Source organism: Bacteroides zoogleoformans, assembly GCF_002998435.1.
GTDB classification, from domain to species: Bacteria; Bacteroidota; Bacteroidia; order Bacteroidales; family Bacteroidaceae; genus Bacteroides; species Bacteroides zoogleoformans.
The window spans coordinates 1,836,637-1,854,876 of the sequence record NZ_CP027231.1 but is presented as its reverse complement, the minus strand read 5'-3'; the positions used below and the strand labels follow the sequence as shown (position 1 = coordinate 1,854,876).

Here is an 18,240-nt window from a genome sequence, read left to right as displayed (position 1 = left end):
GATAAGGAAAAGTTGCGGTTTTCCTTCCTCTCCGGCCCGGGTTAATTTTAAGGTTTTCGTGATGAAGGTACTGTCTGATAAGGATGGTACCTTCTGTTTTTCTTTTTCCGTGTCAACTCATAGGCATCTTGTATTTTTTAAGGTTAAACATTATTGGTCGATAATATCGTTTATTTTGCTTTACCGGCGGTTATCAGCAGTTTGTTATTCTCGTCAAACTGATAGTGGACGGGATTGATGCGCGCTATCAGCCTCATGATTTCTTCCAGCGGCTCGTCGCGCAGAGTAAAGGTGTACAGATACTTGTCCGTCAGTTCGGGCGCCAGCTCTATCTCTACGTTGTACCACTTGGACAGGTATCTGGAGATATATCCCAATGTTTTTTGGTTGAACACAATCTGTTTCTGTGCCCAAAGGCAATCGAAGTTCACATCTCCGCTTTCTATTTGCAGGGTGTTTGTCTGCCTGTCGAAAAGGGCTGTCTCACCCGGGTGCATCTTGCGGTTTTCGCGCGAGGTTTCCAGTCCCACAGAACCCTCGATGAGGCTTATCTGCACTTTGCTTTGCTCCTCCATGTTGCGGATGTTGAACTTTGTTCCGTAAACGGTCAGTTTCACCCCGTCCATCTGCACCACAAAGGGATGCCGGGCATCGTGAGACACATCAAAGAAGGCCTCTCCGTCCAGACTCACTTCACGATTGCCACCGAAAGACCGGCGACGGTAGTTCAGCGAAGTGTTGTTGTGAAGCCATACTTTAGTGCCGTCGGCAAGCAACACTTGCGACTTTCCGTTCAAATTGACGAACTTTACTTCCTGTGCCGTCATGTTCCGGGCTTCCCGCATTGTATAATAAGCAATGCCTCCCGTTATCACTGCCAATACAATGGAAGCTGCCGCCACGTAGCGCAGAAAGAAAGACATTCCCGACTGCTTCCGACTTTTACGGTTCTCTGCCGTTGTTTTCGTATTATATGCGGAAAGAGCCTCTGCCTTGCGTGCACGCCCCTGCATTTTCCTAACGTCTAACCTCTCCCCTCTAACGTCTAACGCCTTCTCCTCGTGCATGCGTGCCTGCAACTTCCGCCAATAATACTCTTTGTCGGGGGTATATGTCCCGGTTTCTTTTTGGATGCCGGCCCATAATCGAGACAGTTGTTGGTAGAGGGCCCGATTCTCCGGCAGAGCAGTCCACTGCTCCAGCTCCCGTGCCTGCTCCTCATTTTCTTTGCGGCTCAGGCAGGCTATTATCAAGTCCCAAGGTATATGTTGCTTCATGTTTTCGTCTTGCTTTTGTTATATATGACACATGAAACGGGAAGAACCCTTACTGCAAGCAGAAAAAATCTCTATAACCTCATTCATGTTCTTCAATCCCCACACTTCATCATCCGTAACTCCACACTTCACCGTCTGCAATCCCACACCTCGTACTCGCCGTACCCTCACGTTGCGATGCATACGGTGCGGAACCTCAAAGAGGAAGAGGTATTTTCTATTCTTCTCTTTTCTGTTCTTTTCTTCTCTTCTCTATTACGCGCGCGAGGGAGAGTATATAGGATAACTCACTAAATTACTGCCTATTATCCCTCTTTTTCGCACTTCCCGAACTGCTTGCCGACTGCAATCCGGCAGACAGTCGGCTGCAAGTCCGTTCGGAAACACTGCCATTCGCTTAACGAAGAAACCAAACAAAAACAGAGTCAATATTTAAGCGCATATCGTTTTAAGAATAGCGCAATTCCTTTTTCAAAAGAAATAAAGAATAGTATCCTTATTCCCACAAATATTAGTATTTTTGCATAACATTGAGATTGTTATGCTTTTTACTGAAACAAAATATTTGGATTACAAGTTCCCAGAGCCGCAATATTTAGAGGCCAAATTTATTCATCGAGGATGGATTGCACAATTTATTCCTGAAAATAAAAAGAGCATTTTCTCTAATTGAACCTAAAATCAATAATTATTTGAATCAATTTAAAGAGAAATCATTGAAAGAAATTAACTTTACATTCAAAAAGAATAGCTATAAAGCTCTTGCTGATGTAATTTTTATTGTAAAATAATGCAAAAATCATTTCTATGTATATAACTAAATAGTTATCAAAGAGTAGCTCATCGCCTCACCAGACAAATGGAGTTCTCCCCCTTTTCCTCTATCTACGTGCTATTGGGCAACATTATGCAATAAATACTTCTTCCGGCACTCTAAACCGTCGACACCCTTTGATAGGCGCATCTGATGTATAGATAAATTGATAAAAAAAGGATGTTTGAGCAGATTTTCGCCGACATTCGTTTTCTTCCTCACCGAGGAACGATGCCTTCGACACCGAGGAAGACGTCGTTCCTCGGTGAGGAACCCCTCGTTTCTCGGTGTGGGAGGAGCACCCTCGTCAGAACATGTTTTGAGCAAGGTTCGGAAGCAATGGAGAGAGTGCCGAATGATGTCAAGAATAAATACTTCAGTAAGAGCAGAAAAACAAATCTCGGACAGAAACGGAAACACTTCAAAACAGACAAAAAAATCAGGCGCGGGATTCGCGAAACAACACAGTGCCTGTCAAACGGCATCCGTGAGATCTGCGAAATCCGCGCCTGAAAATAATCATAAAGAGGTGTTCCGGCAGCGCCGAAACATCCTCCGAATTCCCTTTAAAGTATGTGCATGCCCTCAAGCACCAGCTTGAGCAGCAGCAACGCGAAGATAACCCACATCGTGACTGATATGTGTTTGAACTTCCCGCTAAACGTCTTGATGATGACATAAGACAGCATACCGAACACGATGCCGTGGGCAATGCTGAACGTAAACGGCATCATCGTGATGGTGAGGAAAGCAGGGAGCGCCTCGCCCATATCGTCGAAATTGATTTTCACGACGGAAGAAATCATGAACAAGCCCACGATGATGAGCGCCGGAGAAGTGGCCGCCGCAGGCACCATCAGGAAGAGCGGAGCCAAGAACAGAGCCAAAGCGAACATCACCGCCGTAGACACGGCTGTCAGTCCGGTGCGTCCGCCTGCAGCCACGCCCGATGCACTCTCCACGTAAGAAGTCACCGTACTCGTTCCGGTGATGGCGCCGAAAGTAGTTCCCAACGCATCGGCAAAGAGAGCCTTCTTTATCTGGGGGAAATTACCGTTCTTGTCAATCAGGCCTGCCTTGCTGGCCACGCCCAGCAGCGTGCCGATGGTATCGAACAGGTTGACGAAAAGGAACGTAAAGACGATAATCAGCATATCGAGCGAGAAAATCTTGTCAAAGCTGAATTGCAGGAAGATGGGCGAAATGTCGGGAGGAAGTGAGAAGATGCTTCCTTCGGGCAGGTGCACCAATCCGAAAAGTGCCGCACACGCCGTAGCCACCACGATACCGATGAAGAAAGAACCGTATACATTTCTTATATACAGCACGGCGGTCACCACCAGACCGATAAGCGCCACCCATACATTCTTGTCGGCCATATCGCCCAAAGAAACCATCGTATTCGGGTTGGCAACCACCAATCCCCCGTTTTTCAGGCCAATCAGCGTGATGAACAGCCCGATGCCCACCGGAATAGCCTCTTTGATGGTCTGCGGAATGGTCTGCACAATCAGCTCGCGCACGTTGAACAGGGTCAGCACCAAGAAGATGATACCCTCTATGAAGACGGCCGTCAGTGCCATCTGCCAAGAATATCCCAATCCCAACACCACGGAGAAAGCAAAGAAACTGTTCAACCCCATACCCGGAGCCTGAGCGATGGGAAGATTGGGGATGAAAGCCATGAACAGCGTGCCCAACACACTGGCCACCGCCGTTGCCGTGAAAAGTGCGGCTTTGTCCATGCCCGTCTCGCCCAAGATATTGGGATTCACCACCAGAATGTAGGACATGGTGAGGAATGTGATGACGCCCGCAATCAACTCGGTGCGGACAGTGGTATGATTTTCTTTCAGTTTAAAAAGTTTTTCCAACATAGTCATTCGTTTTAAACAATGGATATTCGATGAGAATTTCGTTTAGAAGTTCCACTTGGCAGCCAGTGTGGGAATGGCATAGAAACGTTTGTGTTGGGAGGCGTTTACGAAGTTATAACTCAACTCCACCTCGCTTCCGACGCTGAAGTTCGGCGTCACGTTATACCATATCTGCGGCTCGGAAAGCAAGATAAGCCTCTTTCCCGATTTTCCGCTCTCGCCCGTGGTGTCCTTATTCTCGCTCCAAAGGTCGAGAAAGCCCGAAAGCGTCAGCTTGTTGTTCGCCAGATTGGCATTCCATGTCACCGTCCACTGAATATCATGGCTGTTCTTCTTGAAGGCGTTGAGTTTATAGGCCAGATACGTGCCCATATAGAATTGTCCTAGTTGGAAAGGATAAGAAAGACCGGCAAGGTAAGCATTGGGAATGGAGAACCCGAAGTCGGTGTTCCGTACCAGACCGAGACCGCCGTTATACTCGATGTGCGGCATCAACGGAAAACCCTTTATCTTAAAGTCGCGGGCTATCTCCATGTAGGCCAGCCCCATATTTCCATCTTTGGCACTGAAATCGAAATCAACAAACATGAAGGTAGAACCCCACTTGTCGGGCTTGAACATCTCGAAAGTGGCAGTCATGAAGTTTACCGGTCCGGCATCATTTCCATACAGGCTGTGACGTGAATCGAAGTGTAACTGCACGTTTTGTGCAACAGAGCCGGCTCCTCCGCATACGAGGAACAGACAGGCAAGAAGCATGTTTTTGTAATTCATAAGGCTAAAAAATAAAAAAAAGTAAAATTAAGTGGCGAAGATACAAAAAAAACGTTTCATGAAAGCATTCCCGTGCATCAATTTAGAGCTTTATACCATAAGAATCTGTCAAAACATCAATTCATCTTCCACAGCTTCAGGTCATACGTCGCTTCCACTTCTTTTTCCATCTTGTCCGGCAGTGCAGGAAAGAAGTCGATGCCCGTAATCCGTTCCACTTGGTCTATCGTATTGACATAGCTGTCCATCGGACGGTTGCCCGACGTGTTTTTGTAAATGAAGCCGATGGCTTTGGGAGGATTGCTTTCAATGCAGAGTATCACCTTGAAGAATGCTTCGGGCACGGTGATAAGGTGTCGCTTCCCTATGGTGCGGTGCTTTTTTTTATAAAGGACAGGCCCACAGACAATGTATATCCTGCCCTCCTCCTGTGCCCAACGACGACAAGCCTCTTCCAGTTCCTTCCAGTCACCTCGGTTCAGGTTATGGTCTTGCGGGCAGATATTGGTCATGTAGAAACTTTCCTGCATGGCTCGCCAATGCCAACGATTGTCGCCGGCAGGACACATGTGTCCGCGATCCAGTCCGGCGCCTTTGTAGTCGTCGGTCGTCACCGCCTCGTCGGCAGGCAGGTCGGGGTCGGGCAGGAACTTGCTGCTGCGGCTTTCGCGTTCTATCAGTTTTGCCGGAGTAAGTTCCCAAGCCACCCAATTGGGAATCTTCAAGTCTCTGTTGTAGGACACGGCATATCCCCTCCGGTACAGAATCAGCTCGTCGGCATGTGCCATTTTGCCCGGTATCTCAAGGCGGGGTTCGGATGGGAGTGCCGCCCCCGTATCGGTTGAAGCAAATGCTTTCTTCTTTGCAGGCTCTTCCGTCTTGGAAACAGGAAGTTCCTTTTCTTTCTGTTCTCTCTCTGCAATCAGTCCGGCAACAGGCTCATAGAGCAGACAGACCGCACATATAAAAGCGATGAGGCAGTAGATGCTTTTGGATTGTTTCTTTTTCTTCTTTCGGGCCACGTGGATTAGTATTTTGCGATGAGGGATGAGCGATTAACGTCAGTTGGTTGCTAATAACTAATCGCTATTTAATTTCTCTTCCGCTCTTTCCAGCGCCACATTGATATTCGGACAGATATTCTCTTCGCCCAGCAGTTCGTAGAAACCGGACTTTTCAAGCACCTTGTGCACTTTCCCGTTGACGCCGGACAGAATAATCGTTATCTTCTCTTTCTGAGACATCCGGCAGAGGCTTGTCAGGTTATGCACACCTGTAGAGTCGATAAAAGGAACTTTGCGCATACGGATGATGCGCACTTTGGGACGGTCGCCCAACTGTGCCATCGTCTCTTCGAACTTGGTGGCGATGCCGAAAAAGTAAGGGCCGTTTATCTCGTACACTTCCACACCTTCGGGGATAATCAGATGTTCTTCGTGAGTACTGATGTCCGATTCCGCGTTCGGGTCGATCTCATCTTTTATAACGGATATCTCGGTAGTTTCCATCACACGGCGCATGAAGAGCACGCAGGCAATAACCAGCCCTATCTCGATGGCAATCGTCAGGTCGAAGATAACCGTCAGGAAAAAGGTTATCAGCAGCACGGTGATGTCCGACTTGGGGCTCTTCATCAATGCCTTGAAAGTGCGCCAGCCGCTCATGTTGTAGGACACGATGACCAATACACCTGCCAGGCAAGCCATCGGGATATATTGTGCCAACGGCATGAGGAACAGCAGGATAAGCAGCAACACTACGGCATGCACCATGCCGGCAACGGGCGATTTACCTCCGTTATTGATGTTTGCCATGGTGCGTGCAATGGCGCCCGTGGCAGGAATGCCGCCGAACAAGGGAGTGGCCATGTTGGCTATGCCTTGCGCAATCAGTTCCGTGTTAGAGTCGTGCTTGTCGCCTATCATACCGTCGGCCACGGTAGCGGAAAGCAGTGATTCGATTGCCCCCAGCACGGCAATGGTCACGGCCACCGGAAACAATTCGCGTACCGCCTCCCAATCCAAAGCGGGCAACACGGCATCGGGCAATTCGGCACGGATGCTGAAACGGTCGCCGATGGTATCTATGCTGTCGATGCCTCCATACACCTTCATCAGCCAGACCGCCACCGTCACCACGATGATGGCAATGAGCGAACCCGGAATTTTCTTCGAGAACCGGGGCGTAACGGCAATGATAAAGATGCTTACGATACTTACAAGTGTGTTCCACCAATTGATGCTATCGAGGTGGCGGAAGTAAATCATCCATTTTCCCACGAAATCGCCCGGCACTTTCTCGCCACCGAACGTCAGTCCGAAGATATCGGCAATCTGCGTGGTGAAGATGGTGACGGCAATACCGCTCGTAAACCCCACGATAATGGGATAGGGGATGAACTTGATGACCGCTCCGAGCTTGAACACTCCCAGCAGGACGAGCATGACGCCTGCCATGAGCGTGGCCACAATCAGTCCCGACTCGCCGTACTGCTGAATGATGCCGTAGATGATGACGATGAATGCGCCTGTGGGTCCGCCTATCTGCACCTTGCTTCCACCTAACAGAGAGATGAGGAAGCCTGCGATGATGGCCGTGACGATGCCCTTCTCCGGCGACACGCCGGAGGCGATGCCGAATGCGATGGCAAGCGGAAGGGCTACGATGCCTACGATAATACCGGCCATCAAGTCGGCTATGAAAAGTTCTTTCGAGTAACTTTTAAGCGCTGTGTACAGCTTCGGTTTGAATTCGAGTACTTTCATTTGTAATCTGAAAATCTTTATTTCACTGTTCTTATTGTCTTTATGAATAGAGGATGCAAAATTAATTAAAATAGTGCAAACTGTGGCAATTATCCATGTCTAAAAACCTATACACAAAGCTTTAAAGAAAAAACGCGTCATCCTGCGTCTTAAGAATCTGTTTTTTAACCTTACCAAGGATGCCGACTTTTTGGCCGTGAAACAGGTGATGGGACAGATTTTTTATGGGTGTCCGCTTTTTTAGATAAACATTCATTATTATGCTTTGATTTTAATCACAATTTTCATATGTTTGGGCATGGGCAAATATGATGGCACAAAAGATTGATAATATCGGAGTTAATGCTTAGATTTGTGCTCTCGGTTGGTGAAAAGATTGAATTGTTACGTAATTATATTAACCAAGTAAAAAAGAGATTATGGCTAAAAGTATCAAAGGAACCCGTACAGAGAAGAATCTGTTGACATCATTCGCAGGCGAATCGCAGGCAAGAATGCGTTACACTTATTTTGCAAGTGTGGCAAAGAAAGAAGGTTACGAACAAATCGCCGCCATCTTCACAGAGACGGCTGATCAGGAAAAAGAACACGCCAAACGTATGTTCAAATGGTTGGAGGGCGGTATGGTAGAAATCACTGCTTCTTATCCGGCGGGAGTCATCGGTAGCACATTGGAGAATCTTCAAGCAGCAGCTGCCGGTGAAAATGAGGAGTGGACGCTGGACTATCCCAAATTTGCCGATATTGCCGATGAAGAAGGTTTTCCCGCCATCGCATTGATGTATCGCAACATTGCCATTGCAGAAAAAGGACACGAAGAACGCTATCGTGCTTTCATCCGGAATATCGAAACAGCCACGGTATTTGCCAAAGAGGGTGAAGTGGTGTGGCAGTGCCGCAACTGCGGTTTCATTCACACGGGCAAGGAGGCTCCGAAGGCTTGTCCGGCTTGTCTGCACCCGCAGGCTTACTTCGAAGTGAAGAAAGAGAACTATTGATAAGACCCGCCTTAGCATTAAGTAAGCGGTGTGTCGGAAACGAATATTTAAGTTTCGGACACACCGCTGTAATTATTCAGTTCATTGCCTATATTAAAAACTTGTAATTTCCCGTTTTGCCGGGGAGTGTCCCGTGGTGAACCGAGTAGTTACATAGACGAAAAAACGAAGCTGATAAAAGTAAAGAAGCTTAGCGATAGACCAGCATAGAGAGATACTCTTCGGCAAACATTTCGTTAGCCACTTCCAGTAATATTTCCGGTGTGAGCTGTTCTATGCGGTTGAACACCTCTTCGGGGGTTTCATACTTGTCGTAGTGCAGAAAGATTTTTCCCATGCCCAGTGCATTGTTTTCATTATTGTCCGAGGCAACTCCGATTTGTCCTATCAATTGTTTACGGGCGGCTGCAAGCTGAGAAGAGGTCAACTTGGTTTCGCGCATACGCTTCAGCTCCTTATGAACCAGTCGGATACAACGGTTCAAGTCCTGAAAGTCGCAACCAAAGTAAATGCAAAACACACCCGTATCGGTATAGGACGTCAGGTTGGATTCAATGTTATAGACCAATCCGCTACGTTCACGCAGAGAGACGTTCAGTCTGCTGTTCATACCGGGACCACCCAGCATGTTGTTGAGCAGATAGAGAGCCGTCCGCTTGTCATCATAGGCATCATAGGCACGTGCGCCAATCATGACGTGCGCCTGATGGGTGTCTTTATGGAGAACAAGTCGTTCGGGTACGTATATGGGTGGCGGAGTGCGGAGGTGTTCAGATTTGAAGGCGGGAATATCCTGCGTCAAGAATTGCATGCGGCTCAATACTTTTTTGAAGTCCACATCGGCCAGCACAAAGAAGACCATGCTGGCGGGGCAGTAGAGGCGCGAAGTGAATGCAACGGCATCTTCACTGCGGAATTGCTTCAAACTTTCGGGAGTCCCCAGAATGTTCCGCCCCAACGGATGCCCGCGGAATATCATATCCTCGAAGTCGTCGAAGATAAGTTCCGAAGGATTGTCCTTGTAAGACTCTATCTCGTCGATGATGACTTCGGTCTCTTTCTCTATTTCGCGCTGCGGGAAGGTGGAATGAAATACGATATCGGTCAATAGTTCGGTGGCGCGGTTGAAATGCTCGGTGAGGAAAGCGGAATAGATCACCGTCTCCTCCTTGTTGGTATAAGCGTTGAGGTCGCCGCCCACGTTCTCCATTCGGTTCAGGATGTGCCATGTCTTGCGCTTTCGCGTGCCCTTGAAGATGAGATGCTCCACAAAATGCGCCATGCCTTGTTCGTGTTCAAGCTCGTCGCGCGTGCCGGCATCTACGGCAAACCCGCAATAGGCCACTTGAGAGGCTGTGCGTTCATGGATGATGCGCAGTCCGTTGGGTAAGGTGAAAGAGTTGAAAACCCGCTTCTCCCTCTTTGCTATTCTCTTCATTATGATGTTTCAAAACAGTTTAAGGGCACAAACTTAAATAAAAATATTAAATTATCAGTGTCTGCTTGTCTTCTATTCAAGATTTTATGATTGAATCTACACCCCGGATACGGTCGTCGAACGCCGAAAGCGCCGCTTTGGCTCCTTCGCCCATGGCGATGACAATCTGTTTATAGGGCACGCTCGACACGTCTCCGGCGGCATAAACACCCGGAAGCGAGGTACGACAAAAGGCATCTATCTTGATTTCTCCGATGGGAGTGGTCTCCAATGCGTCGCGGAAAGGGGCACTATTGGCCGAGAGGCCTATCTGCACGAAGATGCCATCCAGAGGGAAGTCACGTTCTTCGTTCGTAAGGCGGTCTTTGATGCGGATGGCTGTCACCTTTTCGCCGTTGCCCACCACTTTCGTGGTCTGCGAGGAGGTGAAGATTTCCACGTTCGGCAGGCTTTGGGCTTTTGCTTGGAGCACCTGGTCGGCCTTCAGCGTATCGGCAAACTCGAATACGGTGACTTTCCGGCAGATACCTGCCAAGTCGATGGCCGCTTCTATGCCGGAGTTGCCTCCGCCAATCACGGCTACGTGTTTGCCTTGGTAGAACGGTCCGTCGCAATGCGGACAGAAAGCCACGCCGCGGCCGATGTATTCGGCTTCGCCCTCCACATTCAGTTTGCGCCAGCTTGCACCTGTGGCAATGATTACCGCAGGAGCGATGAATGTTTCACCACCCGCTGCTGAGATGCGTTTCGTCTTGCCTTGCAACTCCGCTTTTTCTATCTGCCGGTCTTCAAACAGTTCTATCGGATAGTGCCCGATGTGGTTTCTGAGTGCATCGGCCAGTTGTGCGCCCGTGGTTTGCGGCACGGAAATCAGGTTTTCGATGCCTACGGTCTCTTTCACCTGTCCGCCTATCCGTTCGGCAACGATCGCCACACGCAGCCCCTTGCGGGCAGAGTAGATGGCTGCCGAAGCTCCGGCAGGACCTCCGCCGAGTACAATCGTATCGAATGCCCTCTCGACAGGGGCTGCATCCGCTTGCGGCAAACTCCCGAAAGCCTCTTCCAGCTTCTGCAACAGTTGACCTAAAGAGCCGCGTCCCACATGCAAAGGCTTTCCGTTGGCATAGACTGACGGCACGGCTTGTATCTTCAATGCGTTCACTTCCTCTTGATAAGCATCGCCGTCCACCATCTCGTGCGTCACATTCGGGTTCAATAAGGCAATGATATTAAGCGCTTGCACTACGTCGGGACAGTTTGTACACGTCAGTGAGACGTAAGTTTGCAAGCGAATGGGGCCTTTCAAGGCTTTGATGCGGCGGGTGATGACCTCATCCGGCAGGTTTTTGCCTTTTCCGTCGGCGTTCAGCACAGCCAGCAGGAGGGAGGTAAACTCGTGTCCGCCCGGTATGCCACGGAACTTGATGCCCGTTTCCGCTCCTTCTTTCTGCAAGGTGAATTCGGCCACAAGTGAATCTGTCTCGACAGGTAGACAGGAGAGTTTATCGGAGCAGCCGGCCACATCATTCAGGAAGTCGATAACTTCCCGACTCTGCTCGTGCTTCGGCGAATAACTGATATGAAAGACGTAGCGGGATTGCAAATGCCGGAATACGCTCCGCACTTGTTCTAAAGTTGTTGTATCTAACATGACAATATGGGGTTGTTAAGTGAAGAACCGCATGTGCCATCAATGATGGCGTGCAGTACAGAAAAAGTTGTCGGCTCCATCGGTGAGCTTCCATCCGCTCTGCCCGATGAAGCCGACGCTGTTAGTAATCTACGGCTTAAATCTTACCTACAAGGTCGATGCTGGGTTTCAGCGTTGCGCCGCCCTTTTTCCACTTGGCGGGGCATACCTCGCCGTCGTGCGTGGCAACGAATTGTGCGGCTTCCACCTTGCGCAACAGCTCGTCGGCATTGCGGCCGATGTTGTTGTCCTGAATCTCGGCAATCTTGATTTTGCCTTCGGGGTTCACGAGGAACGTGCCGCGATAGGCCATACCTTCTTCTTCAATCATCACACCGAACGCGCGGCTCAACACGCCTGTGGGGTCTGCCAGCATCGGATATTTGATTTTGCGGATGCTTTCGGAAGCGTCGTGCCATGCTTTGTGCACGAAGTGCGAGTCGGTGCTTACCGAGTACACCTCCACGCCCATTGCCTGGAATTGCTCGTATTTCTCGGCGATATCTACCAGCTCGGTAGGACATACAAAAGTAAAGTCTGCCGGATAGAAGAAGAAAATGGCCCACTTGCCTTTTACGTCTTCGCTTGATACAGTTTTGAAGTTTCCGTTCTGGAAAGCCTGAACCTTGAATTCAGGGAGTTGAGAATTGATAATCGGTTCCATAATTCTTTTTGTTTTTAGTAATGTTATAATCTTGTTTTCTTGTTTCTGCTTGCAAAAATATAGCATTTTTTCCCGGCAGAGCAAGAATTCCGATTGAAAGAATTTATGGGTCGATAGACAAAATCTATACGAGAACCTGAGTTGCTTTCAGCGAAAGCATTTGAGGAGGTACAGAACTCTTTATCTCTTGGGTCAGCGTCTCCAGCAAAGTGTGGCGGATGAAGTTCCGGTCGGTCAGCATCACGATTTGCCGTGTGGGGGTAGGGATGGCGAACGGACGCACCAACTCTTTCCGGACTTCGCTGAGTTGCGGCACGGCCAATTCGGGGATGAAGGTCACCCCTTTACCGCTCTCCACCATGCGCATGAATGTCTCCATGCTGCCCAAGCGATAGGTCAGCTGGCTGGCACGGGCCGATTTCAGTTGACAGAAGCGCACCAGCTGGTCGCGGAAGCAATGACCTTCGTCGAGCAGCCAGAGCTGCGTTTCGGCCAGATCGGAGGTACGGATAATTTTACGCTCGAACAAAGCCTCCTCACGTGCAACATAGGCAAAGAATTCCTCGTAGAACAACGTTGTTTGGCTGAACTCTTCCATATCCGCCAGGCTCGCCACGATGCCGGCATCTATTTCTCCGGTCTGTAGAGCCTTCTTGATGTCGCCGGTCTTCATTTCCACCACTCTGATGTCCAGTTTGGGGTACTTCTTTGCCAGTTGGGGGAAGAAGCGCGGCAAGAGGTAAGGGGCAATGGTGGGAAGTATGCCCAGCCTGAAAATGCCGGTCAGGGCATGCTTCTCCTCCTCTATGATATGCCTGATGTGCCCGGCCTGCATCAGTATGTGTCGGGCCTGTTCGATGATATGAATGCCTACGGGGGTGGGGCAAACAGGCTGCTGACCGCGGTCGAAGATTTTGGTATCGAGTTCTTCTTCCAGTTTCTGTATCATGGCGCTCAGCGTGGGTTGCGTCACGCGGCAATGTTCGGCCGCTTTGGCAAAATGGCGGAAGCGGTCCACGGCAAGGATGTATTCCAATTGTTGCAAAGTCATGATGAATAGGGCTTTAGGTATGTCGTTATAGAAACATTCTATGCAAAGATAGAAATTATCTGTTTGACAGCCATCGATTCATCCCTTATCTTTGCATCGAAAAAGAAACGAAACATAGTATAAACCATTAAAATAAAAAAATTATGAAGACTTTGGATTACTTACATTTGAATGAGACGAAAGTGGCCGGCGTGGTATCGGCATTGAGCCAACTGTTGGCCGACTTTCAAGTGCACTACACCAACCTGCGCGGCATGCATTGGAACATAAAAGGGCACGGCTTCTTTGTGCTGCACGAGAAATTCGAGAGCATGTATGACGACACCGCCGCGAAGGTAGACGAGATAGCCGAACGCATCCTGATGCTGGGCGGCACACCCGAGAACCGCTTCAGCGAATACCTGAAGACGGCGAAGATTAAGGAAGTCGCCGACATCTCTTGCAGCTGCGACGCCGTAGACCATATCCTCGCTACTTACGGATACCTCATCGGTGAAGAGCGCAAACTCATCGAACTGGCAAACGAAGCCGGCGACGATGCAACCGCCGACCTGATGACCGGCTACCTGAAAGAGCAGGAAAAGTTGGTGTGGATGCTCGTCGCATTCAGCACCAAAGGATGCGAGAAGTAAAGACTGTGGCAATAAAAGCATGAACTATGAAGAGGCTGTTTCAAATCTCCCAAAGAAACAGCCTCTTTTTCTTTTTTCTATGTGCCCCGTATTCCGGATAGAGGCTCTTCTCCCATTCAAGATGAAATTACTCATAATTTGTACTATTTGATACGCCTCCTTGCATTCGTTATTCTAACTTTACACCCGAATTTCTTTTAGAACGAACAGGCGTCCGGAAAGTCTTTGTGCGCCGAACCAAACTCCCGAAAAACCAAGAAACACATCAATCAGTATGAAAAGAGCTTTTATTTGCCCGATGAACAGAATCACCGTTACCGTCATTGCCGTTTTCTTTCTCTTCCTGCCTGCCGCTCAGGCGCAGGAGATTACTTTTGCGGAAAAGGAACACGACCTCGGGTGGATAGACGAATCGGAAGGCGATGCCTGCTACGACTTCCGTTTTATCAACACGGGCAGTGAACCGCTCGTCATCAAGCAAGTGATAACAGGGTGTGGATGCACCTCCGCCAAATGGAAAGACAAACCCTACAGGCCCGGTGAGAAAGGCGTCATTCGCATCACCTACCATCCGGAAGGACGGAAGGCCGAACTCTTCAGCATCCCTACCGAGGTATTTGCCAACCGGAAAGGAGGCCCCGTTACACTGACTCTTACCGGCAAAGTGAGGCTCGCCCATCATCCCTATATCAACCACTTCGACCCCGATAAGGGAAAGAAAGCCGACTACAAACCTGCGCAACCGAAAGACGACTACGAGTTGGTGTTGCAGCGTGTCCGCCAAAGATTATACGAAAGCACCCCGATAGATATCTTGAACAAGAACGTCACCGACTTGATGAAACAGCTGACACCCGACGGCAAGTGGCCGCAGATAGATTATAAGTGCTTCTTCCGTACCAATTGGGAACCGCAGGAACACTTGAACCGCGTGCGGCGCATGCTCACGGCATATACCTGCCCCGAATCTTCCCTGTATGGCAACCAAGTGCTCTATCGTGCCATCAGTCGTGCGCTGCTGACGTGGAAAGAGTGCAGGCCCGCTTCCTATAACTGGTGGTATAACGACATATCGGTGCCTAAGATGCTGGCCGACATCCTCGCTTTGCACGAAGCGGCACCCGTAAAGGTGGCGCCCGCCATTATACAAAGCTTGATGGAGACGATGGCCAAAAGCGATCCGCGCAAGTGGACCGGAGCCAATAAACAAGACATCGCCATGCACCACATGATTCGCGGCTGTGTGTTGAAGAACGACAGCATCGTAAAGACCAACGTCGGCGAGTTCTTCCAACCGGTGTGCATCACCGACTTCGAAGGCATCCGCGAAGACCTTTCCTATCAGCAGCATGGCAATCAGCTCTATATCGGAGGCTACGGCACGGTGTTCGTCAATAACATGGCCCTCGTTGCTCCGCTCTTTGCCGGCACACGCTATGCGATGAGCGAAGAACAGACACGCCTATTCTCCGAGTTCGTGCGTGGCACTTACCTGAATGTGTTCCGCTCGCGCTACATGGACTTCAGCGTGTGCGGACGAAGCGTAAGCCGGAAGAACATCCTCGACTTCGGCGACTATGCCGACTTGTTCAAGAAGATGAAGCAGCTTGACCCTGCTCATGCGGAGGAGTATGACGCTGCCGCCCGCCGTTTTGCGGCCAAAGAACCGGCCCGCGGACGTAGCAACCGCAACAAGTTTTACGAATATTCGGACTACATGCTGCATAACCGCAAGCATTACGATTTCTCGGTGCGCGCCGTTTCCACACGCACCTGCCGTTCGGAAAGCGGTAACGGCGAAAATCTTCTGGGCACTTACCTCAGCGAAGGAGCCACGAACATCCGCGTGGCTGGAGACGAATACCTCAATATCTTCGGCGTGTGGGAGTGGGACAAGATTCCGGGAACAACCGCTCCGGCAGGCGAAACGAAGAACCACAACGAGTGGGGCGTGAAAGGAGTGGCAGACTTCGTGGGCGGTGTGTCCGACGGTATGTACGGTGTCATGGCCTATGCCATGAATGATTATGGCACGCGGGCCAACAAAGGATGGTTTATGTTCGATAATGAGATTGTATGCCTCGGCTCGGGTATTGCCGGAGGTGCCGGGCGCGAGGTGAACACTTCCGTCAACCAGTGTCATCTGGTGGGCGATGTATATACCCTCTCCAACGGGCAGCTCTCCAAGATAGCTCCCGAGGATAACCCCGTTGAAACCTCTTACCAAGGATGGATCTGGCACGATAAGGTGGGCTACTGCTTTCCTGATGGCGCGGCCGTGCACTTGAAGCATGGCAATCAATCGGGCAAATGGTCGAGGATCAACTTCAATCAGTCGGGCGAAACCGAAACATTGCCCGTATTCAACCTGTGGATATCGCACGGAAGCAATCCACGGCAAGGCCGGTACGCCTACATACTTCTTCCGGGTGTAGCATCTCCCGCATCGCTGAAAGCTTATGACATCAATGCCATACGGCTGGAAAGCCACACGGCGGAATTGCAGGCAGTGACCCATGTGAAGTCGGGCGTCACACAAGCCATCTTCTTCGCTCCCGGCAAGCTGAATTGCGGCGATTATATGATTGAAGCCGAAAAGCCTTGTGTGATTATGATGAAACGAAACGGCACGGATGCGCCGGATATACAGGTGTCCGATCCCACCCGGAAAACCGTCTTCGAGGTGGGAAGGGAAGTTAAGCTGAAAGCAATAGGCACGGACCTCGTGGAGTGACACTGTCTTCATTGACAGAATCTGTAAACTGCATTAGTCAATACGTAATGCTGGGTAGCAATGCTTTTTTCTCCGTATCCTGTTTTTTCATCGGGAAATGATTAAAATCTGCTCCGTATAACCTCCGTATAACCTCCGTATCATCTCCGTATCAACTCCGTATCATCTCCGTATAACCTCCGTATAACTCCCACTCCTATAGATGCGGAGCAAGCACGGAGGAGGTATAGCCTTGACACGGTCTTACCCCTTGATATAGAAGAGCAAAACAGGGTGTTGTTCCTTTACGGCCGGGGTGAAAAGATGGTTTATTTTCTGATAGAAACAAGTTGATATAGTAAAAGCATGATTTACTTTGCAAGTCTCAAAAACGATGAAGCGAAACGAACAGCAGCTTACGCCGGTGTCAACGCCTACCCGATACGCTTCAGGAAACAGTTTCAAAGACTGCCGATAAAGAGGTGAAAGGCAGGGCGGGAGACCTGCCGGCTCAATCTTTTGCCTGATGCACTGTCAACTGCGGGAACGGAATACCGATGCCCTCTTTATTGAATTCAGAATAGATATTCTTATTCAGGTCAAAATAAACAGCCCAATAGTCTTGGCTCTTCACCCAAACGCGTACAACGACATTCACACTGCTATCCGCCAAGGCGTGGAGAGCCAGGAAAGGTTCGGGAGAACTCAGTATGCGTTCGTCGGCTGCAAGAATACGACGTATCGTTGCTTCCACTTTATCGTAGTCTTCACCATACTCCACGCCGATAATCCATTCCACACGACGAGTGCCTTCCTTGTTATAGTTGATCACCGTGCCGCTGCTCAGAGCTCCGTTGGGGATGTATATCACTTTGTTGTCGCCTGTGGTAAGAATCGTATGAAAAATCTGGATTTCGCGCACCGTGCCCGATACGCCCTGACTTTCAATCCAATCGCCCACTTTATAGGGACGAAGAAACAGAACGACCAGACCTCCGGCAAAATTCTGCAAATTGCCGGACAGAGCCATACCGATGGCCACACCGGCCGAAGCCAGCAAAGCGGCAAACGAAGTAGTCTCTATTCCCAACTTTCCGATGACTGCCACTATCAGCAATACCGTCAACAGAATATTGACCAGACTCTTCACGAAACTCTGAATGCCGGCATCAATGCGTCTCTTCAGCATGACTTTGGCTATGAACTTCTTGATGAAAGAAATCAGGAGACGGCCGATAATAAAGATAAATGCGGCACTGATGATACGTCCGCCGATATCTATGCCCCAACCTATCATTTTTTCCACAAAATATTGCAACTCGCCGAAATTCACTTCGGCAGTTTGGTCGGTAATAACCGCCAACAACAAAGATAACAACATATTCATTCCTTGATTATTATGTAAAATTCACACATTACTCCAAGCATCAGCCTCTAATGCCGGGTTTGTAGATTTCAACCGTCCGCATCTCTTTTTCTCTGTCTGAAGAAAGCAGGAAAGCCCTCACTACCGGATGCGGATTATCAATCGGCAAAAATAGTAAAAT

Annotated in this window: 13 protein-coding genes; 3 read left to right on the top strand and 10 right to left on the bottom strand. The window is 49.5% G+C overall.

Going from position 1 to position 18,240, the window contains the following annotated elements; all coding sequences use genetic code 11:
* Window positions 1-170 precede the first annotated feature (170 nt).
* The 5 genes from C4H11_RS07760 to C4H11_RS07735 all read right to left on the bottom strand — a co-directional run bounded on the left by C4H11_RS07760 (window position 171) and on the right by C4H11_RS07735 (window position 7,507).
* Window positions 171-1,277, bottom strand: a complete 1,107-nt coding sequence (locus tag C4H11_RS07760; protein ID WP_106041147.1) for a FecR family protein — start codon at window positions 1,275-1,277, stop codon at window positions 171-173.
* A gap of 1,380 nt (window positions 1,278-2,657) precedes the next feature.
* Window positions 2,658-3,968: an NCS2 family permease gene (locus C4H11_RS07750; protein WP_106041145.1), complete on the bottom strand. Its 1,311-nt coding sequence runs from the start codon at window positions 3,966-3,968 to the stop codon at window positions 2,658-2,660.
* A 42-nt stretch (window positions 3,969-4,010) separates the two neighbouring features.
* Window positions 4,011-4,742 (bottom strand): DUF5020 family protein, encoded by a 732-nt coding sequence (locus tag C4H11_RS07745; RefSeq protein WP_205729957.1) that lies wholly within the window; start codon window positions 4,740-4,742, stop codon window positions 4,011-4,013.
* 116 nt (window positions 4,743-4,858) lie between these two features.
* Window positions 4,859-5,764 (bottom strand): DNA/RNA non-specific endonuclease, encoded by a 906-nt coding sequence (locus tag C4H11_RS07740; protein ID WP_394336031.1) that lies wholly within the window; start codon window positions 5,762-5,764, stop codon window positions 4,859-4,861.
* A 57-nt stretch (window positions 5,765-5,821) separates the two neighbouring features.
* Window positions 5,822-7,507: a SulP family inorganic anion transporter gene (locus tag C4H11_RS07735; RefSeq protein WP_106041142.1), complete on the bottom strand. Its 1,686-nt coding sequence runs from the start codon at window positions 7,505-7,507 to the stop codon at window positions 5,822-5,824.
* Between the two features lie 419 nt (window positions 7,508-7,926).
* Between C4H11_RS07735 and rbr the strand changes: the two genes are divergently transcribed.
* Window positions 7,927-8,505, top strand: coding sequence for a rubrerythrin (rbr, locus tag C4H11_RS07730; RefSeq protein WP_106041141.1), 579 nt, complete (start codon window positions 7,927-7,929; stop codon window positions 8,503-8,505).
* 190 nt (window positions 8,506-8,695) lie between these two features.
* Here rbr and C4H11_RS07725 read toward each other — a convergent pair whose 3' ends face one another.
* The 4 genes from C4H11_RS07725 to C4H11_RS07710 form a co-directional block, all read right to left on the bottom strand.
* A complete protein-coding gene (locus C4H11_RS07725; protein WP_106041140.1) occupies window positions 8,696-9,943 on the bottom strand; it encodes a M16 family metallopeptidase in 1,248 nt (415 codons plus the stop codon).
* Between the two features lie 76 nt (window positions 9,944-10,019).
* Window positions 10,020-11,594 carry an alkyl hydroperoxide reductase subunit F gene (gene ahpF / locus C4H11_RS07720; RefSeq protein ID WP_106041139.1) on the bottom strand — a complete coding sequence of 525 codons (1,575 nt, stop codon included), beginning with the start codon at window positions 11,592-11,594 and terminating at the stop codon, window positions 10,020-10,022.
* A gap of 136 nt (window positions 11,595-11,730) precedes the next feature.
* Complete coding sequence (gene ahpC, locus C4H11_RS07715) at window positions 11,731-12,297, bottom strand: alkyl hydroperoxide reductase subunit C (protein WP_106041138.1); 567 nt, start codon at window positions 12,295-12,297, stop codon at window positions 11,731-11,733.
* Between the two features lie 124 nt (window positions 12,298-12,421).
* On the bottom strand, window positions 12,422-13,348 hold the full coding sequence (locus C4H11_RS07710) for a hydrogen peroxide-inducible genes activator (protein WP_106041137.1): 927 nt from the start codon (window positions 13,346-13,348) through the stop codon (window positions 12,422-12,424).
* Window positions 13,349-13,491: 143 nt separating this feature from the next.
* Between C4H11_RS07710 and C4H11_RS07705 the strand changes: the two genes are divergently transcribed.
* Entirely contained in the window at window positions 13,492-13,980 is a 489-nt protein-coding gene (locus tag C4H11_RS07705; RefSeq protein WP_106041136.1) for a Dps family protein, read from the top strand.
* A gap of 274 nt (window positions 13,981-14,254) precedes the next feature.
* Entirely contained in the window at window positions 14,255-16,714 is a 2,460-nt protein-coding gene (locus C4H11_RS07700; protein WP_234819800.1) for a polysaccharide lyase family 8 super-sandwich domain-containing protein, read from the top strand.
* Between the two features lie 490 nt (window positions 16,715-17,204).
* Here the strand turns inward: C4H11_RS07700 and C4H11_RS07695 are convergent, their stop codons facing one another.
* Window positions 17,205-18,074, bottom strand: a complete 870-nt coding sequence (locus tag C4H11_RS07695; RefSeq protein ID WP_106043232.1) for a mechanosensitive ion channel family protein — start codon at window positions 18,072-18,074, stop codon at window positions 17,205-17,207.
* Window positions 18,075-18,240 lie beyond the last annotated feature (166 nt).